Origin of the sequence: Pseudomonas sp. JAI111, assembly GCF_024809425.1 — a bacterium.
Taxonomy (GTDB): domain Bacteria; phylum Pseudomonadota; class Gammaproteobacteria; order Pseudomonadales; family Pseudomonadaceae; genus Aquipseudomonas.
Genome location: NZ_JANUCB010000005.1, coordinates 222659 through 245041, shown reverse-complemented (window position 1 = coordinate 245041; position 22383 = coordinate 222659). Strand labels below are relative to the sequence as shown.

Here is a 22383-nt window from a genome sequence, read left to right as displayed (position 1 = left end):
GCCGTGAGTGGTGCAGCAAGCACGGCGCGTTTGAGACACATCAAACGCGTTGTCACAAGTACAAGCCGACTATCATTTGTCTTCCACGTTGAACTCTATGCAATCTGACTTCATTTGTTTTTCGGCGTTAAAAACACCTACGAAATTTAAAATCCGACCTTTAAGTACGCCTTTTGACGAACCCTGCAATGGCGTCTTCTCAAGTACAAGTGTTCCCCCCGTCCCCTCATACAATGGGCCGTTTGGATCAATCTCAGCGTAAATTGCATAAATTTTGTCCTTGTACTCGTCGAGGTCATAAGTGCCCGGTACAAGATCGTCCGCGATGGTCACGGAAATAGTGTCTCGGTGCCGATAGGGCGTTGCATCGGTATAGACCCTGGACCAACCCTGCCATTGAGGGTAACGGATGCCAACACCATTATCGGGCTTCCACAAGAGATTGAATTCATTAGCGTCGTATTCTGAATAAGTACTCCCCTCGAGGGTGGCAGTAACATACTGGTCGTTTGTTGCCGGTTTGAAAAAGTGTTCATCAATCTCTGTATATTTGGCCGACCCCTGACTCACCTCAACGATCAGTTTCCCTGACTCGGCGACGAATTCGAAATCAAACGCGACTGTCCGGTTGGCCAAGTCGATATTGACGTTTGTCAACTTGCCTGACGTTGCAATGAAAGGTCTGAACAGTCCCCCAGAGTGTTCGGTCAACGATGCCCGTGCGGCCGTTACGTCACTACTGTCATCGTTGATGATGAAAGTGTTGTTGCCGTTGTCAGGAATTTGAACAGATAGTTGAATCGCATTTTCTTGATCAGCACGATGAATCGAGTCTGCATTCCAAAATTTGGCCATCGGGGCCTTGTAGAATTGGCAAAGCCCATTGCTTTTATATTGAGTATATTGAGGGAGGCCTGTCACTACGGCGGTGACAGTGCAGGTGGCTGTATTGTTCATGTGCGCTCCTGAATCCTGATGGTTTAGTCAGTCTCAATCACTAACGCCTCTAGGTTAAGGGGTCAGGGAACGCTTCGACTACTGTCAAATATGACAGGTTATTGAGATGGGTTCGTTATAGCGATCATGCATATGCGTTATAGGTGTTCTCGGGCGACTGTTATCGCCATCGCCCGAGAGGTTTGACTTACCCTTTTGCTTTACCCTTCACGCATCTCATCACCACCACAAAAAACACCGGCACAAACACCACCGCCAGTGTCGCCGTGATCATCCCGCCAATCACCCCGGTGCCGATCGCTTGTTGGCTCGCCGAGCTGGCTCCGGTGGCAATCGCCAACGGCACCACGCCGAGGATGAAAGCCATTGAGGTCATCACAATCGGTCGCAAGCGCAAGCGGGCGGCTTGCAAGGTCGCGTCAACCAGGTCGTGGCCTTCGTCATAAAGGCTCTTGGCAAACTCGATGATCAGGATCGCGTTCTTCGCCGACAGACCGATGATGGTGATCAACCCGACCTTGAAGAACACATCGTTGGGCATTCCGCGAAAGGTCACGGCCAGTACGGCGCCGAGCACACCCAGCGGCACCACCAGCAACACCGATGTCGGGATCGACCAGCTCTCATACAGCGCCGCCAGACACAGGAATACGATCAGCAGCGACAGCCCGAGCAGAATCGGCGCCTGACTGCCAGACAAGCGTTCCTGCAACGACAACCCGGTCCATTCCTGACCCAACCCGGCCGGGCCTTGCGCCACCAGCCGTTCGATTTCCGCCATGGCTTCGCCGGTGCTGTGGCCGGGTGCGGGTTCGCCGGAAATGGCAATCGCCGGATAGCCGTTGTAGCGGGTCAACTGCGCCGGGCCTTGAATCCATTTCGCCTGAACGAAGGCCGACAGTGGCACCATTTTTCCTGCATCGTTACGTACGTGGATCTTCAACACATCGGCGACCTGACTGCGCTGGTCGCCTTGCGCCTGCACCACCACCCGTTGCATCCGTCCCTGATTGGGGAAATCGTTGATGTAGGCCGAACCGACCGCTGTCGACAGCACGTTGCCAACGTCGGCAAAGGACACGCCCAGCGCGTTGGCCTGTTTGCGGTCGACTTCCAGCTGCACTTGCGGTGCTTCGGCCAGGGCACTTTCGCGCACGTTCATCAGGATCGGGCTTTTCTCGGCGGCGGCGAGTACCGCCGTGCGCGCCTGCATCAATGTGGCGTGGCCGAGGCCGCCGCGATCCTGCAAGCGGAACTCAAAACCGCTGGAGGTTCCGAGGCCGTCTACCGGCGGTGGCAATACCGAGAAGGCCACGGCGTCCTTGATCTGGCTCAGGACGATGTTGGCGCGGTCGGCAATCGAACTTGCCGAGTCGTCACTGCCTCGATCCGACCAGTCCTTGAGCGTGGTAAACGCCAGCGCGGCGTTCTGCCCGCTGCCGGAAAAACTGAAACCAAGAATCACCGTGCTATCGCCAACACCGGGTTCGGTGGCGTTGTGCGCTTCGATTTGCTCAACCACCTGCACCGTGCGGTTTTTGCTCGCGCCTGGCGGCAGTTGAATGTCGGTGATGGTGTAGCCCTGATCCTCAACCGGCAGGAACGAAGAGGGCAGACGGCTGAAACACAGGCCCAGACCGATCAGCAGCACGCCGTAGATCAGGAGGTAACGGCCCGTGCGTTTCAGGGCGTAGGCGACCCAGCCTTGATAACGTTCGGTCAAACGTTCGAAGCCACGGTTGAACCAGCCAAAAAAACCGCGCTTTTCGTGATGCTCGCCCTTGGCAATCGGCTTGAGCAGCGTCGCGCACAACGCCGGGGTCAAGGTCAGCGCCAGGAACGCCGAGAACAGAATCGAGGTGGCCATCGACAGCGAGAACTGCTGGTAAATCACCCCCACCGAACCCTGCATGAACGCCATCGGAATGAATACCGCCACCAGCACCAGGGTGATGCCGATGATCGCGCCGGTGATCTGCTTCATCGCCTTGCGCGTCGCTTCCTTGGGCGACAGGCCTTCGGTGGCCATGATGCGCTCGACGTTCTCCACCACCACGATGGCATCGTCCACCAGAATGCCGATGGCCAGCACCATGCCGAACATGGTCAGCACGTTGATCGAGAAGCCCAGCGCAAGCATGGTCGCGAAAGTGCCCATCAACGCAACGGGGACTACCAGTGTCGGGATCAGCGTGTAGCGGATGTTCTGCAGGAACAGGAACATCACCGCAAACACCAGCAACATGGCTTCGCCAAGGGTGTATATCACTTTGGTGATCGAGACTTTGACGAACGGCGAGGTGTCGTACGGAATCTTGTATTCGACGCCCGCCGGGAAGTAACGCGCCAGGTCGTCCATCTTCGCCCGCACCAGATTCGCGGTGCTCAGGGCATTGGCGCCGGGAGACAGCTGCACGCTGACGGCGGTCGAGGGTTTGCCGTTCAAGCGCGTGCCGAATTGATATTCCTGGCTGCCGATCTCGACCCGCGCCACGTCCTTGATGCGCACGGTGGACCCGTCGGGATTGGCCTTGAGGACGATGTCGGCGAACTCTTCAGGCGTCGACAATTGGCCTTTGACCAGAATGGTCGCAGTGATTTCCTGTGTCGTGCGGGTCGGCAAATCGCCAATGCTGCCGGCCGAAACCTGGGCGTTCTGCGCCACGATGGCGGCGTTGACGTCGGCCGGGGTCAGGTTGAAACCGATCAGCTTCTGCGGGTCGATCCAGATCCGCATGGCCCGTTCGGCACCGTACAGCTGGGCCTTGCCGACACCGTCCAGGCGCTTGATCTCGTTCATTACGTTGCGCGCCAGGTAATCGCTGAGCGCCACGTCGTCGAGCTTGCCGTCGCTGGAGGTCAGGGTGATCAGCAGCAGGAAGCCGGCAGAGACTTTCTCCACCTGCAAGCCTTGCTGGTTCACCGCTTGCGGCAGGCGCGACTCCACCACTTTCAGGCGGTTTTGCACATCGACCTGTGCCATTTCCGGGTTGGTGCCGGGCTGAAAAGTGGCCTTGATGGTGGCGCTGCCGAGGCTGCTCTGGGATTCGAAATACAACAGGTGATCGGCGCCGTTGAGCTCTTCCTCGATCAGGCTGACCACGCTTTCGTCGATGGTCTGCGCCGAAGCGCCGGGGTACACGGCATAGATTTCGACCTGGGGCGGCGCGACGTTGGGGTATTGCGCCACCGGCAACTGAGGAATGGCCAAAGCGCCAGCCAGCAGGATGAACAGGGCAACCACCCAGGCAAACACCGGGCGATCGATAAAGAAGTGCGGCATAAAAAGCGTCCTGCTTACTGACCAGAAACCTGGGCAAGTGGAAGAGGGGTGTTATCGATCTGGACTTTCTCACCGGGTTTGGCATGTTGCAGGCCTTCGGTGACGATGCGGTCGCCGGACTTCAGGCCGCCGGTGACGATCCAGCGATCGTTCTGCACGGCGCCCAGTTCCACCGGTTGCTGGCCGACACGCTGCTCGGCGTCGATCAGCAACACATGGGCAATCCCGGCGCTGTCACGCTGGATGGCCCGTTGCGGCACGCTGATGCCTTGCTGATTCACCGCTTGCTCCAGGCGCACACGCACGAAGCTGCCCGGCAGCAAGTCGAGATCCGGGTTGGGAAATTCGCTGCGCAGAATGATCTGGCCGGTACCCGGGTCGACGGTGATGTCGGTGAACAGCAACTTGCCCGGCAGCGGGTAAAGGCTGCCGTCGTCCTGGATCAACGTGGCTTTGGCCTGGCCCTGGCCCACTTCCTTCAACTGGCCGGAACGGAACGCGCGGCGCAGATCGTTGAGTTCGCGGGTCGATTGGGTCAGGTCGGCATGGATCGGATTCAACTGCTGAATCAGCGCCAGAGGGGTGGTTTCGTTCTGCCCCACCAATGCACCTTCGGTCACCAGCGCACGTCCGATACGTCCGGATATCGGTGCAGTGACGGTGGCATAACCGAGGTTGAGCCTGGCGCGGACCACGGCGGCCTTATTGGCGGCGACGTCGGCGGCGGTTTGCCGGACGCTGGCCCGGGCGTTGTCGTAATCCTGACCGCTGATGGCGTTGCCTTCGATCAATTGGGCGTAGCGCTGTTCCTGCAGCCTGGCCTGGAAGGCGTTGGCCTCGGCCTTGCGCAATGCCGCTTCGGCGCTGTCCAGATCGGCCTGGAACGGCGCCGGGTCAATGCGGAACAGCACGTCGCCTTGTTTTACGTCGCTGCCTTCGCGAAAAGCGCGTTGCAACACCACGCCAGCAACCCGGGCGCGGACTTCGGCAATCCGTGGCGCGGCAATCCGCCCGCTCAATTCGCTGGTGATCGACAGGGGCCGGGCTTCGACCGTTTCGATCCGTACCGTGGCCAGCGGCGCCTGCTCTTGGGCGTTCGAGGACTTGTCACACGCGCTCAGCGTGAACGCCAGAGCCATCAGGCTGAGCCTGGCAAGCAGGTTGTTTGACATGTAAATACCCCAATAATGACTGCGCGCATCCTACGGCGAGGCGACGAGAGTAGCGGTGAAGCTTTGTTGGTGCTGTGTGAAATTGTGTAAGGGTTTTACTCACGGGCGGGTGTGGGCGTATATCCTTGGCGGCTTGACACTTTTTGCGACTGTCAGGCCGCCATCGCTAGCAGGCTAGCTCCCACAGGGGTGTGATGTGAGCACAGATTTTGTGAACATCCCCAATCTACTGTGGGAGCGAGCTTGCTCGCGATGGCGGTCTATCAGTTGCCACTGCACTTTCTGGAAACACCCCATGCCCAACATCCTCCTGGTCGAAGACGACACCGCGCTCTCCGAGCTGATTGCCAGCTACCTGGAACGCAACGGCTATTGCGTCAGCGTGATCAGCCGTGGCGACCACGTGCGCGAACGGGCGCGGGTCAATCCGCCGGACCTGGTGATTCTCGACCTGATGCTGCCGGGGCTCGATGGTCTGCAAGTCTGCCGCTTGCTGCGGGCGGACTCGGCCACGCTGCCGATTTTGATGCTGACTGCCCGTGACGATAGTCACGATCAAGTGCTGGGCCTGGAAATGGGCGCCGATGACTACGTCACCAAACCGTGTGAACCCCGGGTCTTGCTCGCCCGCGTGCGCACCCTGTTGCGCCGCAGCAGCCTCAGCGAACCGCAGACCGCCAACGATCGAATCCTCATGGGCAACCTGTGCATCGACCTGTCCGAGCGCACCGTGACCTGGCGCGACCAACTCGTCGAGCTGTCCAGCGGTGAATACAACCTGCTGGTGGTGCTGGCCCGGCATGCCGGTGAAGTGCTGAGCCGCGATCAGATCCTGCAACGCCTGCGCGGCATTGAATTCAATGGCACCGACCGTTCGGTGGACGTGGCGATTTCAAAGTTGCGACGCAAGTTCGACGACCACGCAGGCGAGGCGCGCAAGATCAAGACCGTGTGGGGCAAGGGTTACCTGTTCAGCCGTTCCGAGTGGGAATGCTGAGACGATGTTCAGGATTCTGTTTCGCCTCTATCTGGTGATGATCGTCTCGTACAGCGCGGCGATTTATCTGGTACCGGACCTGGTGATCAAGGTCTTCCATGAGCGCTTCGTCACCTACAACCTCGATTATTCGCGCGGCCTGCAAACCCTCATCGTCAAGCAATTCCACGCCGTACCCGAAACCCAATGGCCGGCACTGGCTACCGAGATGGACAAGGACTTTGCGCCACTGCACATCGTCCTGAGCCGCCCCGACGACGCCGACTTCACCCTCGATGAGCGCGAACGTTTAGAACGTGGAGAGAATGTCGTGCGCATCGGTGACTGGGGCTGGCGCACCTTGGCGGTGGCGCCGCTGAACAAGCAGACCGTCGTGCAAATGGTCGTGCCACCGGACCCGATGGACGTCAGTCTGTTGTACTGGAGCATCAACGTCCTGATCGGTGCGACCATGCTCGCATGCCTGTTGCTGTGGCTACGCCCGCACTGGCGCGATCTGGAACGTCTCAAGGGCACCGCCGAACGTTTCGGCAAAGGCCACCTTGGCGAGCGCACGCAGATCTCCCCGCATTCCAACATCGGCAGCCTGGCCAACGTCTTCGACACCATGGCTGGCGATATCGAAAACCTGCTCAACCAGCAGCGCGACCTGCTCAACGCCGTGTCCCACGAACTGCGCACACCGTTGACGCGTCTGGATTTCGGCCTGGCCCTGGCGCTGTCCGACGACTTGCCGGCCGCCAGCCTCGAACGCCTGCAAGGTCTGGTCGGGCACATTCGCGAACTGGACGAGTTGGTGCTGGAATTGCTGTCCTACAGCCGCCTGCAAAACCCGGCGAGACTGCCCGAGCGGGTTGAAGTGTCGCTGGATGAATTCATCGACAGCATTCTGGGCAGCGTCGATGAAGAGCTGGAGTCACCGGAGATCGTCATCGACGTGTTGCTGCATGGCCAACTTGAACGCTTCGTGCTGGACCCGCGATTGACGGCGCGCGCCATTCAAAACCTGCTGCGCAATGCCATGCGCTACTGCGAAAAGCGCATTCAGATCGGCGTCAAGGTTTGCCCGAAAGGATGTGAGATTTGGGTGGACGACGATGGTATCGGCATTCCGGATGAGGCGCGCGAACGGGTCTTCGAGCCGTTCTATCGACTGGACCGTAGTCGGGATCGGGCAACGGGCGGGTTTGGCCTGGGACTGGCGATCAGTCGGCGGGCACTGGAAGCGCAGGGCGGTACGCTGACCGTGGAACCGTCGCCATTGGGCGGCGCGCGGTTCCGGTTGTGGTTGCCCGCTCAGGCCTGATGGGCGCTTGGTAGTAGAAGCTGCCGAACCGCGGGGGCCGGCAACTGCCTGGGTCAAGCACCAAGCCGACTCCTCAACACCTTCGCCATGTCCTCCAGTTCCGTCGCCGGGTTGTGCCCGATCAGCATCCAGGCGTGTTCCATGTCGGCCCAATACACCACATTCATGCCGTGACGGCGTTCATGGGCGAAGTGTCGGCTGCCGCTGTTGGATCGGGTGGCGCACAACGCAATCGGGCCATGTGCCGGGTCGAGGTAGGTAATCTGCGCGATGGGCACGCCTTCGTATTCGAGGATTTGCGCGCGCTTGAATTCGGACCGGGGCAGGGCCAGTTGCGCCGGCGACAGGTTCAGGCCCAGCCGGGCATCGATGGTGCGCAATTGCGCGCGCTCGGTGGCTTCGTCGCTGGGCAAGTGGTCCAGGGTCTGCGGCACGTAGAGCGCCATATAATCGGCCACCAGCCCGCGCCAGTTGCTCTTTTGCTGGCTCAGTTGCCAGCCGAGGAACAAGCGATCGGCCAACACGCCGCTGACCACCAGACCGGCAGCCGCCGCGAGGAACCAGCGGCGACTGACGGCCGGGCGTTCAGGCGATGGCAAGGTGTCGAGCATGGACTGCAGGCGATCGACAGGCGCCTGTTGGGCCAGTTCGTCATAGGCCTGGCGAAACGGCAGGCTGCTGCGTGCCAGCCATTGCAGGCGCAGATTGAGCACGGAGTCTTCGGCGATGGCGGCGTCGATACGCGTGCGCTGTTCGACGTCGAGTTGATTGTCCAGGTAGGCCACCAACTGCTCATCCGAAGGTGTCGCGCGATCGTTCATCGACGTTCTCCAGTTGAAGGATTCGGTACCGCGTGCAGTGGCGGGTATTCGGCCAGTTTCACGCGGGCGGCAGCGAGTCGGCTCATGACCGTGCCGATGGGCAATTGCAGCACTTCGGCCACCTCGCGATAGGACAAGCCTTCGACGTAGGCCAGGTACACCGTTTCGCGTTGGGCCTCGGGCAGGGCATCGACGCGGCGGATCACCTGGGCGGCGAGCACATGGGTCTGCGCTGCCGCCTCACCGTCAAACGACAGCTGGCTGTCGGCATCCACCAGACCCTGGCCCTGGCGCACCCGCCGGGAGCGCACTTCGTTGAGCCAGATCGAATGCAAAATGCTCAGCAGCCAGCGGTCCATGCGCGTGCCCGGGACAAATTGCCCGGCACGCTCAAGTGCCCGAACACAGGTGGCTTGCACCAGGTCTTCGGCGACATGCCGTTGCCGGGACAGCAGCAGGCCGTAACGCCATAACCGCGTCAAATGCTGGCCCAGTTCTGCCCGTATTGCCTGATCGCTGGCGATGGCGACCTCCGTTTGTCTCGATGTCAGGTTTTCGATGAATCGTTGATGGCTTCGGCCAGGTCCTGGTACTCCTCGCAGGTGCTGCCGCAGATCGATTTGATGTGCTGCAACTGCTCCTGAGCCAGGTCCAGTCGACCTTTGATCACATAAGCCTCGCCGAGGTATTCGCGCACTTGCGCATACTGCGGGTCGAGTTTGACCGATTGCAGGTAGTAACCGATGCCTTCATCTGTACGGCCAAGTTTACGCGTGGCGTAGCCTCGGTAGTTAAGGGCTTTTGCAGTGTTGGGCTGCTTCAGGGTATCGAGCAGGGCCAGGGCTTCCTCATAGCGTCCGTCCTTGGCCAGGCGGAAAGCATAGTCGGTGCGGTCGGCGTCCGGCACCAGGTTGCTGGTTTGCCTCAGGCATTTCTGTTGCTTGCTGTCCCAGACCTGGCCTTTGGGGCAATTGGGCTTGGCCGGTTCTTCTACATCGCCATGCGCCCAGGCCAACGAGCCGGACAAGACGGCGGTGAGCAGCAGCGGGGTGGTGAAAACCGCAAAACGCAGAGTCATGAAGGGTGCTCCGGAAGTAGTTTCGTTTCAGTTGAGCCGCGTGCCCGCCAGCATCCGGCGGCATTCTCATAGGCGTCATAAAGAGAACACCTCTGAGTGAACAATTATTCATTTCTGCGTGTCGATCATTACAAGGAAAGCTCAAGTCCAGCCGCTATGCTCGACAACATTCGTTGTCCATCGGGAGAACTGCCATGAAAGATCAGGTCCATCATGCCGCGGCCGCGGGCTATAAGACCGCAGCCGACACTTATGTTCGCGGTCGCCCGGACTATCCGCCGCAGGTGGCTGACTGGTTGACGGGCACCCTTGGATTGAACGCCCACAAAACCGTGATCGATCTCGGTGCCGGAACCGGCAAGTTCACGGGACGGCTGGTGGCGACCGGGGCGCAGGTGATTGCCGTGGAACCGGTGGCGCAGATGCTGGAGAAGCTGTCGCTGGCCTTCCCTCATGTGTTGGCGGTCAGCGGCACGGCGACGGATCTGCCGCTGCCCGATGTCTCGGTGGACGTGGTGGTCTGCGCCCAGGCCTTTCACTGGTTTGCCAGCACCGAGGCGCTGACTGAAATCGCCCGGGTGCTGAAACCGGGCGGCAAACTGGGGCTGGTGTGGAACCAGCGCGATACCCGGGTGAGCTGGATGCCGAAACTGGATGCGATCGTCAACGCGCTGGAAGGCGATACGCCGCGTTTTCACACCGGTGCCTGGCGCCAGGCCTTTCCTCACAAAGCGTTCGGGCCATTGCAGGCGCAGCATTTCAATCATTCGCATACGGGGAAGCCGGAGGACGTGATTTTCAACCGGGTGCGCTCCATCAGTTATATCGCGGCGCTGCCTCAGGAGCAGCGAGCGAAGGTTGATGAGCAGTTGCGCGCATTGGTTGCCGGGGAGCCGGCGTTGCGTGGGAAAGATGTGGTGACGGTGCCTTATGAAACCTTGGCGTTTGTGGCGGTGAAGGGCAGGTAGATGGGTGGTGCGGCCAATCGCGAGCAGGCTCGCTCCCACAGGGAATTTGTGAGCGCCATAGATCCAGTGTGGGAGCGAGCTTGCTCGCGAAAGGGCCGGCCCAGGCATTAAAGAACTTGAAGTAAGTCCCGCTTTTGGCCAAACCGCTGCCTTACTCCCCCAGGCAATGCCTTGTTATAGTCCGGACCTCATTTTTTGCCCGGTAAAAGGATCACTGCCATGTCTCAGTACACCGCGTTCACCGTCGAACTGGCCGATAAAATCGCCCATGTGCAGATCAACCGCCCGGAAAAGATCAACTCGATGAACGCCGCGTTCTGGAGCGAGATCATCGAGATTTTCCAGTGGGTCGATGACACCGACGAGGTTCGTGTGGTGGTATTGAGCGGTGCCGGCAAGCATTTTTCCTCGGGTATCGACTTGATGATGCTCGCTGGCGTGGCCAATGAACTGGGCAAGGACGTCGGCCGTAACGCTCGCCTGCTGCGGCGCAAGATTCTCGCCCTGCAAGCGTCGTTCAATGCCGTTGATCATTGCCGCAAGCCCGTCCTGGCGGCGATTCAAGGCTATTGCCTGGGTGGCGCCATCGACCTGATTGCCGCGTGCGACATGCGTTACGCCGCTGAAGACGCGCAATTCTCGATCAAGGAAATTGATATCGGCATGGCCGCCGACGTCGGCACCTTACAGCGCTTGCCGCGGATCATCGGTGACGGCATGCTGCGTGAACTGGCTTACACTGGTCGCACCTTTGGTGCCGATGAAGCGCGCACGATAGGCCTGGTCAATCGCGTCTACAGCGACCATGCCAGCCTGCTGGATGGCGTCATGGGCATTGCCCGCGAGATCGCCGCCAAGTCGCCGATTGCGATCACCGGCACCAAGGAGATGATCAGCTACATGCGTGACCATCGCATCGATGACGGCCTCGAATACGTCGCCACCTGGAACGCCGCCATGCTGCAATCCACCGATTTGCGCGTGGCCATGGCCGCCCATATGAGCAAACAGAAACCCGAATTTCTGGATTGATTAAAAATGACTTCACGCTGGACCACCGCAGTACTGGACACCGATCAACCCGGCGGCTGGGCCGTGGCCCGCAGCCCCGAAGGCTTTATGTTCGATGACAATGGCGCGCTGTTCCCGCGCGAATGGCTCAAGCGCCAGGACCTGTCGATCCTGGCCGAGCATGGCATCGGTCATCTGGATGGCGAGCCGGTTTATCTGCTGGAATTGAGCAGTCACAGCGAAGTGCCGGGTTGCAACTGGAAGGGCTTGCGGGCCTTCATGCTCGACGGTGATCACACGGTGTACAAAGTGCTCGGTTATGCCGCGCAGATTGGCACCTGGTATCGCGAGCACCGCTTTTGCGGCAACTGTGGCCAGGCGGCGACCCAGGTTCCCCGAGAGCGGGCGATGTACTGCCAATCGTGTGACCTGCGCTATTACCCACGGATTTCGCCGAGCATGATCGTGCTGGTGACCCGGGGCGATGAAGTGCTGCTGGCCCGTTCGCCCCGCTTTGTGGCCGGGGTCTACAGCACGTTGGCCGGGTTTGCCGAGCCGGGCGAATCGGCTGAAGACTGCCTGATTCGCGAGGTGCGCGAAGAGGTGCAGATCGAGGTCAAGAACATCCAGTACATGGGCAGCCAGTGCTGGCCGTTCCCGCATTCGATGATGCTCGGTTTTCATGCCGAGTACGCCGGCGGCGAGATCGTCTGTCAGGAAGACGAGATCGAAGACGCCCAGTGGTTCAACGTACACGACTTGCCGCCGTTGCCGGCGTCTCGCTCGATTGCCCGCTACCTCATCGACGTCTACGTGGCACGGCGTTTAGGCCACGCTGAACCAGTGTTGCCAGGCTAACCGCACGGTCAAGCCCAGCACCACGGTGATGAACACCGGACGGATGAACTTCGCACCGCCACTGATGGCGGTGCGAGCGCCGAAGAATGCGCCGACCATCACCGACAGGCCCATGCTCAGGCCGATGATCCAGTCCACTTGCCCGGAAAACACAAACACCGACAGCGCCGCGATGTTGCTGACGAAGTTCATGCTGCGCGCCACGCCACTGGCCTTCACCAGGTCGATCGGGTAAAGCAGCAGGCTGCTGACCGTCCAGAACGCGCCAGTGCCGGGACCTGCCACGCCATCGTAGAAGCCGAGGCTGAAGCCTTGGGTCGATTGCCACTTCTTCTTGATCGGTGCGTCGCTGTCCAGCGGCGCTTTCGGCGTGCCGCCAAACAACAGGTACAGGCCGCAAGCGAAAACGATCACCGGGAGCATCTTGTTCAGCCATTCCGCCGGCAGATAATGCGCGACCACGGCACCCGTCAGGGCACCGACCAGCGTGCCGACGATGGCGTGTATCCATTGTCTGGGGTGGAACAATTTGCGCCGGTAAAAGGTGAAGCTGGCGGTGGCCGAACCGAAGGTCGAACTCAGTTTGTTGGTGCCCAATACCAGGTGCGGCGGCAGGCCGGCGGTCAGCAGGGCCGGTGTGGTCAGCAGACCGCCACCGCCAGCGATGGCGTCGATGAAACCGGCAATGAAGGCGACGATGGCCAGAATGGCCAGGGTGGTGAGGTCAACGCTGAGTTCGAAAGGCATGGAATCGGCTTATTCGGCGGGGTGCAGCAAGGGGCTGCGGGGAAGGGCCGATATCTTACCCATATCCAAACTTCGCGGCGACCCGTCTGGCCTCTTCGTCGGAACGCCGCCCGGAGCAAGCCCGCTCCCCCAGGGATCTCCAGTGTTGTAGAGATCCCTGTGGGAGCGGGCTTGCTCGCGATGCCGTCGCTACATCACTTAGGTTGCGGCCCATTCCCGATCTGCCACACAAACGGCGGCTCTGTCCCGTTGATCGCCCAATCCCCGACAATCCGCGCCTTGTAGATCAGCGGATTGTGCGACGAGACCGTCCGCGCGTTGCGCCAATGCCGGTCCAGCGATTTACCTGCCCGCACATCCGAAGCCCCCAGTGCATTGAACAGTTGCGTGGTGGCCCGCAGGATCAACTCCGAGACCACCACCTGCGCCTTGGCCGATTCGATTTCCGCTGCGACATTCGCCGCCTGCTCCAGCACTTCATCACCCGAAAACCGCGCCAGATACGCCCGTTGTGCCGGTTGTGCGGCCCTTAATGCTGTTGCTTCGGCGGCATACACCAGGGCGGCGATTTCACCGACCACCTGCTGCACCTGCGCGTCCTGGCTGACGTGCGCCGCATTGCCATGGCTGTAGATGCGTTTGCGCTCGCGCACCTGATGAGCCACGTCGCGCAATGCCGCGCGGCCAATGCCGGCCTGGGTGGCGAGCAGCACCAACTGATAAAACGCGGTCTGGTATTTGAACCGGGTGGCGAAATCGATGAGGTTCTCGGCGTGCACTTCCGCGTCGATAAACCGCGACGTTCCGCTACCGGTGGTGCGCTGGCCAAACCCGTCCCAGTCATCGCTTTGGGTGATTCCCGGCTGACGAGTGCGCACCGCCGCAATCACGTCGCCGCCGGTGTCGCTGCGCTGGGCATAGACGTCGATCCAGTCGGAAAACAGGCTGCCGGTGCTGTAGAACTTTTCGCCGTTGAGCCGCCACTGATCGCCGTGGGGCGAGACTTTGGTGATGACGTCGCCAATCGTCACGCTGCCGATTTCAGTCCAGGCGTTGCCGACCAGGTCTCCGTCGACAAAGCGTTTGAACCACAGGTCCCGGCCCGGTCCCGGCGGTGCGTTCAAGCGGTCCTCGGCAAAGGCGAAATGCCCACGCAAGGCTTGGGGCACGTTGGAATCGGCTTCGGCCAGTTCGATCAATAACTCGAATAACTGGGGCAGGGACGCGCCGCCGCCGCCATATTCAACCGGAACCCGTACGGCGCCGAAACCGGCTTCCTTCAGCCATGTGATCGGCTCGTGCGGCAGGCTGCGCGTTTGTTCGCGTTCAATGGCGCCAGCAGCGATGCGCTGGAAGATCGGCCGGAATCTCGAGGCCAGCGCCTCATAGTCAGTGCCAATGGACAGAGGATTGATGATCTGGTGTTCGGTCATGGGTCGGCTCCTTGGAACGGCAGTGAGTGCCAAGGGGGGATTGCAGGGTCCATGCCGACTTCAAAGGCCCCGTCATTACGGGCTTGCACAGGTTTTTAGCCATCGCAACTGTTGCCGCAGCAACAGTCCATCAGCAAATTGCCTCCAGATCCACCCGGATTTCTGTGGGAGCGAGCCTGCTCGCGATAGCGGTATATCAGCTAATGAAGATGTTGAATGACACACCGCAATCGCGAGCAAGCTCGCTCCCACAGGGATTTCGCTGGGCTCAAGACAGTTGCGAATCCACGCTGGCACGGTTGCTGCTCTGCACCAAGGACTTCCCCAAAGTCCCGAGGACAAACCAATGAGTCAGCAAGCCGTCAAATTTGCCTACTGGGTGCCGAACGTCAGCGGCGGACTGGTGGTCAGCAAGATCGAACAACGTACCCACTGGGGCATCGACTACAACCGCAAACTGGCGCAACTGGCTGAAGAGGCCGGCTTCGAATATGCCCTGACGCAGATTCGCTTCACTGCCGGTTATGGCGCCGAGTTCCAGCACGAATCCGTCGCCTTCAGCCATGCGTTACTGGCCGCGACCACCAAGCTCAAAGTCATCGCCGCGATCCTGCCAGGCCCTTGGCAACCGGCGTTGGCTGCCAAGCAACTGGCGACCATCGATCAGCTGACTAATGGCCGGATCGCGGTGAACATTGTCAGTGGCTGGTTCAAGGGTGAGTTTCAAGCGATTGGCGAACACTGGCTGGAACACGATGAGCGTTATCGTCGCTCCGAAGAATTCATCCGTACGCTCAAAGGCGTCTGGAGCCAGGACAACTTCACGTTCCGTGGTGACTTCTACCGCTTCGACAATTACAGCCTCAAGCCCAAGCCTTTGGGCCAGCCGGAAATCTTCCAGGGCGGCAGCTCGCGCGCGGCGCGGGACATGGCGGCGCGGGTTTCGGACTGGTACTTCACCAACGGCAACACCCCGGAAGGAATCAAGGCCCAGGTCGACGATATTCGCATCAAAGCGGCGGCCAACAACCATTCGGTGAAAGTCGGCGTCAACGCGTTTGTCATCGCCCGCGACACCGAAGAAGAGGCGCGAGCGGTACTGGCGCAGATCATCGATCAGGCCGATCCGGAAGCAGTGAATGCGTTTGGTGACGCGGCGAAGCAAGCGGGCAGGGCATCGCCAGAGGGTGAGGGCAACTGGGCCAAGTCGACCTTCGAGGATCTGGTGCAGTACAACGATGGCTTCAAGACCAACCTGATCGGCACGCCGCAACAGATTGCCGAGCGCATCGTCGCGTTGAAGGCGGTGGGCGTGGACCTGGTGCTGGCCGGGTTCCTGCACTTTCAGGAAGAAGTGGAATACTTCGGCAAGCGGGTGTTGCCGTTGGTGCGTGAGTTGGAGGCCAAAGCAGCGGCTAAGCCCCAGACCGCAGTCGCCTGAACACACATGATCGTTCCCACGCTCTGCGTGGGCATGCAGCCCGGGACGCTCCGCGTCCCTGAAGCGGACGCGGAGCGTCCGGTGAGGCATTCCCACGCAGAGCGTGGGAACGATCAGTCAGGGATCAGTGTTTACAGGCCCAGGTCGGACAGGCCCGGGTGGTCGTCAGGACGGCGGCCCAGCGGCCAGTGGAACTTGCGCTCGCTTTCCTTGATCGGCAGGTCGTTGATGCAGGCAAACCGGTTGGCCATCAAGCCGTTTTCATCGAACTCCCAGTTTTCGTTGCCGTAGGAACGGAACCAATTGCCCGAGTCGTCGTGCCATTCATAGGCGTAACGCACGGCGATGCGGTTGCCTGTGAAGGCCCAGAGCTCCTTGATCAGGCGGTAATCCAGTTCCTTGGCCCATTTGCGGGTCAGGAAACCTTTGGCCTCTTCGCGGTTGTAAGCGAACTCGGCGCGGTTACGCCATTTGGTGTCCAGGGTGTAGGCCAGCGATACGCGTTCCGGGTCGCGGGAATTCCAGCCGTCTTCGGCCAGGCGAACTTTTTCGATCGCCGATTCACGGGTAAACGGCGGCAATGGCGGACGAACTTCAGCGTTAGGCATTTAAAGTCTCCCTTTCAAATTAAAGTTCAAGCAAGTTGTCGGGCTTATTTAAGTGTTACAGGTCCAATAACTTTCGCGCCATGCATTGCGCATTATCGGCGGCACTGTGATCACCCATCACAAGCGCTACGGTAATGGCACCGTCGATCAGGATCAGCAGCTGTCTGGCCAGCATCTCCGGGTCGGCTGCGCCATATTCGGTGCAGAGCTCGCGCACGTAGTCGAGCAGCTTTTGTTTGTGGTCTTTGGCGACCAGGCGAACCGGGTCTTGCGGATCACCGGTTTCGCCGCTGGTATTAATGAATGCGCAGCCGCGAAAGCCTTCCGAGTCGAACCAGTCTTTGAGCACGGTAAACAGGTTGAGCAGGCGCTCGGCCGGGGTTTGCGCCTGATCGACCGCGGTTCTGAACCAGTTCATCCAGCGTAAATCGCGGCGTTGCAAGGCGGCGACGGTCAGCTCCTCCTTGTTGGCGAAGTAGCGGTAGATACTTTTTCTGGAGACGCCGGCGGTTTTCACCAGAAGATCCATGCCAGTGGCGGCGATGCCACTTTTGTAGATCAACTTTTCGGTGACATCCAGAATGATGTCGCGTGTGTCGTTGCTAGTGATTTCGTTCATGGGTCAAACAGTAGAACGATCGTTCTCCTTGGTCAACAGGTTTTTATGAAGATCGTTGCCACGCTCTGCGTGGTAATGCATCCCGCGTCGCCCTTAAAGCGGACGCAGAGCGTCCATGGCGGCATTCCCACGCAGAGCGTGGGAACGATCGGTGACGTGGGAAGACCCCGGCTGATCCATGGTGTAAGCTCTCTGGCTATTCGGAATTGACCCTTTGCGAGCCCTATGCCGTCGCTTTTCAAACGCTCTCTGCTGCCTAAACTGCGCAGTTTTCCGCTGACCGCCGATGCCGTCACCATCCTTTCCGGCGCCGCCGAGTTTCGACGTTGCCTGCTGGAAAAAATCGCCAGTGCCACTCAGCGCATCTATATCGTCGCGCTGTATTTGCAACAGGACGAAGCCGGTCAGGAAATCCTTGATGCCTTGCACGCCGCCAAACTGGCACGTCCGCAACTGGACGTGGTCGTGGTGGTTGATTGGCTGCGCGCCCAGCGCGGCTTGATCGGTGCCGGCAAGCAGCCAGGCAACTCGGCCTGGTATCAGGAAGCGACCCGCACCCACGAAAGCGAGGTGCCGGTGTACGGCGTGCCGGTGCAGACCCGCGAGCTGTTCGGCGTGTTGCATTTGAAGGGCTTTGTGATTGACGACTGTGTGATCTATAGCGGCGCGAGCCTGAACAACGTTTACCTGCACAAATTCGACAAGTACCGCTACGACCGCTATCACCTGCTGCAGAATCAAGCGCTGGCCGACTCGATGCAGCATCTGATCCAGCACGGTTTGATCGCTTCCAAAGCGGTGCATCGTCTCGATCTGCCGAACCTGCCGACCACCCGCAGCCTGCGCAACGACATCGGCGACTTGCGCAGCCGCCTCAAGCACGCCACATACGACACCACGGCAGGCACCACGGAGAAAGCCGGGTTGTCGGTGAGCCCGTTGCTCGGCGTGGGCAAGAACAATCCGTTGAGCCGGGTGATTTGCGAGTTGATCGCCAGCGCCCAGCATCAGCTGACCATCTGCACGCCTTACTTCAACCTGCCGCTGGCGGTGACCCGGGAGATCAACAGGGCCCTGGCACGCGGCGTGAAGATCGACATCATCGTCGGCGACAAGACCGCCAACGACTTCTACATCCCGCCGAGCGAGCCGTTCAAGGTGATCGCGGCGCTGCCGTATCTTTACGAGATCAGCCTGCGACGCTTTGCCAAACGGCATCAGGAAAGCATCGACAGCGGCAAGCTCAACCTGCATTTGTGGAAGGACGGCGACAACACCTACCACCTCAAAGGCATGTGGATCGACAAGCGCTACACCTTGTTGACCGGCAACAACCTCAACCCGCGCGCCTTCCGCCTCGACCTGGAAAACGCGCTGCTGATCGATGATCCGAAAGGTGAACTGCTGGAGCCGCGCAGCAAGGAGCTGGCAGAGATTTTCCAGAACACCACGCGAATCGAGCGCTATCTGGATCTGGAAACATTGCTGGAATATCCGCCGGCGGTGGCCAAGTTCTTGAAGCGTGTCAGTCGGGTGCGGATCGAGCGGTTGCTGTATCGGATGTTGTAAACACAGGGGGGAGTTGTATTGCCCTTCAGAATGCCATCGCGGGCAAGCCCGCTCCCACAGGTTAGGTGTCAGTTGAAAGCACACCCATATCCTGTGGGAGCGGGCTTGCCCGCGATGAGGCCCGCATAGACGCCGGAAAAGCTTCAGTTCAAGCCAAGCTTCCCACGCAACGTCGACAAATCCTCAGCCAGCGTATTCACCGGCCCGACCAGCGCCTTGCGGTCGTTATCTTTGACTTTGTCGTAGGTCTCAAAACCACCGTCCGTGGTTTTGTACTTGGCCAGCACCTTGTTCACGCTGGCGAAGTTCTTGTCGACTTTGGCGATAAACGCTGCGTCCTGTTTCTCGATCTGCGGACGGAACAGGTCGACGATTTTTTTCGCGCCGTCGATGTTGCCCTGGAAGTCATACAGGTCAGTGTGGCTATAGCGATCTTCTTCGCCGGAGATCTTGGTGGCGGCCACTTCCTCTAGCAACGCCGCCGCGCCGCCGACGACTTTCTCAGGCGGGAAGGTCAGGCCGGCCACGCGGGTTTGCAGATCTTTCACATCTTTGTCCAGGCCATCGGCGAGCTCGCCCAGGCCTTGGGTGCTCTTCTCGGAAAACAACGAATATTCAATGCGGTGGAAACCGGTGAAGTCTTCTGCCTTCACACCTTTTTCGTGGTCGTCGACACGGGAGTCGATGGAGGCGTCGAGGTCACTGAACAACTCGGCAATTGGCTCAATCGACTCGTAGTAAACACGGGTCGGGGCGTACAACTTTTGCGCAGTGGCCAGGTCGCCTTTTTTCACCGCCTCGGTGAACTGCCTAGTGTGGCTGGCCAGTTCGACCAGTTGCTCGGTGACGTAGATCTTGTAGTCCGAAACCGGCCCGACCAGATCCATCGGCGCCGTCGCTGCGAAAGCCGAAAGCGGAGTGTTGAGCAAGCCTAGGGTCAGCAATAACGCGAGTGGTGACTTTTTCATGGGACGGTTCCGTGTGGGGAGTATTTATGCGGTTGTTTTTGCAGAAGCGGCGTCAAGCAGTGAGCGACCGATGAAGTCCTGATCGCCGGTCACACCCGGCAGGGTGAAGAAGTAGCCGCCGCCAACGGGTTTGAGGTATTCCTCGAGCGGCTCGCCGTTGAGTCGGGTTTGCACGGTGATGAAGCCTTTTTGCAGATCGGCCTGGTAGCAGATGAACAACAAGCCCATGTCGAGCTGACCGTTCTTGTTCACCCCGTTGGAGTAGTTGAACGGTCGGCGCAGGATCAGGTTGGCCTGGCTCGCGGCGGTGCGCGGGTTGGCCAGGCGGATGTGCGCATCGAGCTTGGTCAGCTTGCCTTGCGGGTCCTTGGCATAGTCCGGGACCTCGGTTTCATGAGCACCGCCCATTGGCGCGCCGGAACTTTTGACCCGACCGAGAATGCTTTCCTGTTCCTGCAACGGAGTGCGGTCCCAGCGCTCGACGAAGTTGCGGATGATCCGCACCGCCTGATAACTGCCATTCGCCGCCCAGGCAGGTTCGTCGCTGCCCGGCTGGACCCAGACGATGCGGTCCATGGCCTTGGCGTCGTTGGAGTTGGGATTGGCCGAGCCATCGCGAAAGCCCAGGAAGTTGCGTGCGCTCTGCGCCGGCACACCGGGTTTCGCCGGAGCTTGTGGCGGCACGCTGCCTTCCTGTTTCCAGCGCACCAGCAGCAGGTCCGGCAGGTTTTTCACGATGTCGCGCAAGGCGTGGATGTTGGTGTCGGTGGTGTTGGCGCAGAACTGCAAACTCAGGTCGCCGTGGCAGCAATCGGCTTCCAGCGCATCGTTGGGAAAACCGACCATGCGGATCAGCCGCTTGGGCTTGACCTCGGCCAGACCGAAGCGCTCATCGAACAGCGACTCGCCAACCGAGACGGTGATGGTCAGGTTGTCGGGTGTCACCACCGGGCCCAGAATCCCTGAATCCACGGGCGGTAGTTTCGGGTCCACCTGAGTCACCGGGCCACCCTTCATCAGGAACGCGATGCGCTCGTTGAGGGTGCGGAACAGCCGCTCCAGATCCTGGCGGTCACTGGCCAGCACATCAAACGACACCAGCATGCCGGACGCCGGACGCGGCGTGACGATGCCGGTTTGATGCCGGCCGTGGAAGGCATGGCGGTCTTCGGTCTTGTCGCTGCTCGGTGCTTCGGTCACTTGCGCGGGGATTGCGGCCATCGCCGGGCAACTGAGTGCCGTGCCGGCCAGGGCAACACCGGCAGCGCCCATGCCCATCAGCACGCGACGGCGCTGGAGATTGAAGTGTTCTGAGTCGTTCATCGGTTTGAGTCTTCTGCGGACAGGCCGGAAAGGCCAAGGGCGGGATCGATGCCATCGAGTGCGTTGGCCAGTGTCCTGGCCTTGTCGGCGATCTGTTTGCGCTGCTCGGCACTGACGGTGTCGTAGCTCGCGTAGCCGTCCTTGAGCTTGAAACCGTTGAGGTCGGCGTCGAGGGCGGTGATCGCGCTGTCGACCTTCTGCAGCAATTCGACGGCGGACTTGTTCAGCAGCGGGCGCAACAGGTCGACGACTTTGCGCGTCGCATCGAGGTTGGCCGCGAAACCGTTCAGGTCGGTGTGGCTGTAGCGTTCTTCTTCACCGCTGCTGGCGCGCACTTCGGCGAGGCTGTTGAGATTGCGCACGACGATGCTCACCAGTTGCTCCGGTGGCAGCGACTGGGCGAGCAATTGCTGCTTGAGCGTGGTGACATCGCGGCTCAGCCGCTGGGCTACCGGCGCCAGATCAACGAGCGTGCGTTGCTGGAACAGCGCGTACTCGATGCGGTGGAAGCCCGCGAAGGCGGGGTCCTGCTCGCGTTTTTCGAAGTAATCGGCGCGGGCGTTGATCGCGTTGTCCAGTTCGGCCAGACGCTGGGCGGCCGGCGCGATCCGTTGATAAGCGGCGCGGGCCGGTGCATACAGCGCCTGAGCCTGGGTCAGGTCGCCGGCGGCGATGGCCTGCTCGAGCGCACCGACGGCTTTGATCAGCGCCGTGCTTTGGCTGCTCAGGTACACACGAAACTCCGACAATGGCCCGATGAACGCAACCATCGACGGTTTGGCCTGGGCGGCAGCTTCTGACGCGGCCGTTGGGGTGACGTGCAAGGTGCCGCGCGGATTGCTCAGCAGGCCGCAGGTAATCGCGTAATCGCCGGGCAACAGGTTGGCGTTGATCACCTGGCTCAAGCCGGGTGCAATGTTTTCCCGTTCTTCGAGTACCAGCACGCCGTCGAGGATTTCCCATTCCACCGCACGGTCCGAGCGGTTGACGATGCGGAAACTGGCGCGACCGGCCGGCACCGTCAGTGCATTCGGCTCGCAACTGTGCGGGTGGATGGTCACGACCACTTCGTCATGCTGGGTCTGACGCTTGGCTGCGGCCCGTTGCGAGGCGTAGTAGAACAGGCCACCGGCGGCGATCATCACGATCACCGAACCGGCCACCGCCCAGTGCAAGGCGCGGGGTGGGGAGGCCTGGGGAGAGGTTTGATTTGGCATGGGTGCC

General features: G+C 60.3%; 20 protein-coding genes. 7 read left to right on the top strand and 13 right to left on the bottom strand.

Going from position 1 to position 22383, the window contains the following annotated elements:
- Positions 1-72: 72 nt before the first annotated feature.
- The 3 genes from HNR03_RS17840 to HNR03_RS17830 all read right to left on the bottom strand — a co-directional run bounded on the left by HNR03_RS17840 (position 73) and on the right by HNR03_RS17830 (position 5412).
- Positions 73-957: a hypothetical protein gene (locus HNR03_RS17840; protein ID WP_259154924.1), complete on the bottom strand. Its 885-nt coding sequence runs from the start codon at positions 955-957 to the stop codon at positions 73-75.
- 187 nt (positions 958-1144) lie between these two features.
- Positions 1145-4240, bottom strand: coding sequence for an efflux RND transporter permease subunit (locus HNR03_RS17835; protein ID WP_259154923.1), 3096 nt, complete (start codon positions 4238-4240; stop codon positions 1145-1147).
- 14 nt (positions 4241-4254) lie between these two features.
- Positions 4255-5412, bottom strand: coding sequence for an efflux RND transporter periplasmic adaptor subunit (locus tag HNR03_RS17830; RefSeq protein WP_259154920.1), 1158 nt, complete (start codon positions 5410-5412; stop codon positions 4255-4257).
- A gap of 295 nt (positions 5413-5707) precedes the next feature.
- Between HNR03_RS17830 and HNR03_RS17825 the strand changes: the two genes are divergently transcribed.
- Entirely contained in the window at positions 5708-6409 is a 702-nt protein-coding gene (locus tag HNR03_RS17825) for a response regulator transcription factor (RefSeq protein ID WP_208668067.1), read from the top strand.
- Between the two features lie 4 nt (positions 6410-6413).
- Entirely contained in the window at positions 6414-7715 is a 1302-nt protein-coding gene (locus HNR03_RS17820) for an ATP-binding protein (RefSeq protein WP_259154916.1), read from the top strand.
- 53 nt (positions 7716-7768) lie between these two features.
- On the opposite strand, the gene HNR03_RS17815 is transcribed toward HNR03_RS17820, so the two are convergent.
- From HNR03_RS17815 to HNR03_RS17805, 3 genes are all read right to left on the bottom strand, one after another.
- The gene (locus tag HNR03_RS17815) at positions 7769-8536 is read right to left on the bottom strand and encodes an anti-sigma factor (protein ID WP_259154915.1); all 768 of its coding nucleotides are present in this window, start codon (positions 8534-8536) and stop codon (positions 7769-7771) included.
- Positions 8533-9018, bottom strand: a complete 486-nt coding sequence (locus tag HNR03_RS17810; RefSeq protein WP_259154914.1) for an RNA polymerase sigma factor — start codon at positions 9016-9018, stop codon at positions 8533-8535. Before HNR03_RS17810 ends, HNR03_RS17815 begins: the two co-directional genes overlap by 4 nt.
- Positions 9019-9083: 65 nt before the next feature.
- A complete protein-coding gene (locus HNR03_RS17805; RefSeq protein ID WP_259154913.1) occupies positions 9084-9614 on the bottom strand; it encodes a tetratricopeptide repeat protein in 531 nt (176 codons plus the stop codon).
- A 194-nt stretch (positions 9615-9808) separates the two neighbouring features.
- Here HNR03_RS17805 and HNR03_RS17800 point away from each other — a divergent pair, with 194 nt between their 5' ends.
- The 3 genes from HNR03_RS17800 (at position 9809) to nudC (ending at position 12451) form a co-directional block, all read left to right on the top strand.
- Positions 9809-10582 (top strand): class I SAM-dependent methyltransferase, encoded by a 774-nt coding sequence (locus HNR03_RS17800; protein ID WP_259154912.1) that lies wholly within the window; start codon positions 9809-9811, stop codon positions 10580-10582.
- Positions 10583-10801: 219 nt separating this feature from the next.
- Entirely contained in the window at positions 10802-11614 is an 813-nt protein-coding gene (locus HNR03_RS17795) for a crotonase/enoyl-CoA hydratase family protein (RefSeq protein ID WP_259154911.1), read from the top strand.
- Between the two features lie 6 nt (positions 11615-11620).
- Complete coding sequence (nudC, locus tag HNR03_RS17790) at positions 11621-12451, top strand: NAD(+) diphosphatase (RefSeq protein WP_222586509.1); 831 nt, start codon at positions 11621-11623, stop codon at positions 12449-12451.
- Here nudC and HNR03_RS17785 read toward each other — a convergent pair.
- Together HNR03_RS17785 and HNR03_RS17780 are read right to left on the bottom strand one after the other, a co-directional pair.
- Positions 12419-13198, bottom strand: a complete 780-nt coding sequence (locus tag HNR03_RS17785; protein WP_259154910.1) for a TSUP family transporter — start codon at positions 13196-13198, stop codon at positions 12419-12421. The two genes, nudC and HNR03_RS17785, sit on opposite strands and share 33 nt — an antisense overlap.
- 194 nt (positions 13199-13392) lie before the next feature.
- Positions 13393-14631: an acyl-CoA dehydrogenase family protein gene (locus HNR03_RS17780; RefSeq protein ID WP_259154909.1), complete on the bottom strand. Its 1239-nt coding sequence runs from the start codon at positions 14629-14631 to the stop codon at positions 13393-13395.
- A gap of 346 nt (positions 14632-14977) precedes the next feature.
- Between HNR03_RS17780 and sfnG the strand changes: the two genes are divergently transcribed.
- Positions 14978-16072, top strand: a complete 1095-nt coding sequence (sfnG, locus tag HNR03_RS17775; protein ID WP_222586512.1) for a dimethylsulfone monooxygenase SfnG — start codon at positions 14978-14980, stop codon at positions 16070-16072.
- A gap of 131 nt (positions 16073-16203) precedes the next feature.
- Here the strand turns inward: sfnG and HNR03_RS17770 are convergent, their stop codons facing one another.
- A complete protein-coding gene (locus HNR03_RS17770) occupies positions 16204-16680 on the bottom strand; it encodes a nuclear transport factor 2 family protein (protein ID WP_259154907.1) in 477 nt (158 codons plus the stop codon).
- Between the two features lie 55 nt (positions 16681-16735).
- Positions 16736-17299: a TetR/AcrR family transcriptional regulator gene (locus HNR03_RS17765; protein ID WP_259154906.1), complete on the bottom strand. Its 564-nt coding sequence runs from the start codon at positions 17297-17299 to the stop codon at positions 16736-16738.
- A gap of 225 nt (positions 17300-17524) precedes the next feature.
- Here HNR03_RS17765 and pssA point away from each other — a divergent pair, with 225 nt between their 5' ends.
- Positions 17525-18868: a CDP-diacylglycerol--serine O-phosphatidyltransferase gene (gene pssA, locus HNR03_RS17760; protein ID WP_259154905.1), complete on the top strand. Its 1344-nt coding sequence runs from the start codon at positions 17525-17527 to the stop codon at positions 18866-18868.
- Positions 18869-19011: 143 nt separating this feature from the next.
- Here pssA and efeO (HNR03_RS17755) read toward each other — a convergent pair whose 3' ends face one another.
- From efeO (HNR03_RS17755) to efeO (HNR03_RS17745), 3 genes are read right to left on the bottom strand one after another with little or no spacing between them, the layout of a single operon-like run.
- A complete protein-coding gene (gene efeO, locus HNR03_RS17755) occupies positions 19012-19836 on the bottom strand; it encodes an iron uptake system protein EfeO (protein ID WP_259154904.1) in 825 nt (274 codons plus the stop codon).
- 24 nt (positions 19837-19860) lie between these two features.
- Positions 19861-21159, bottom strand: coding sequence for an iron uptake transporter deferrochelatase/peroxidase subunit (efeB, locus tag HNR03_RS17750; protein ID WP_259154903.1), 1299 nt, complete (start codon positions 21157-21159; stop codon positions 19861-19863).
- On the bottom strand, positions 21156-22376 hold the full coding sequence (gene efeO / locus HNR03_RS17745; protein WP_259154902.1) for an iron uptake system protein EfeO: 1221 nt from the start codon (positions 22374-22376) through the stop codon (positions 21156-21158). The genes efeB and efeO (HNR03_RS17745) overlap by 4 nt, the downstream gene beginning before the upstream one ends.
- Between the last annotated feature and the right edge of the window lie 7 nt (positions 22377-22383).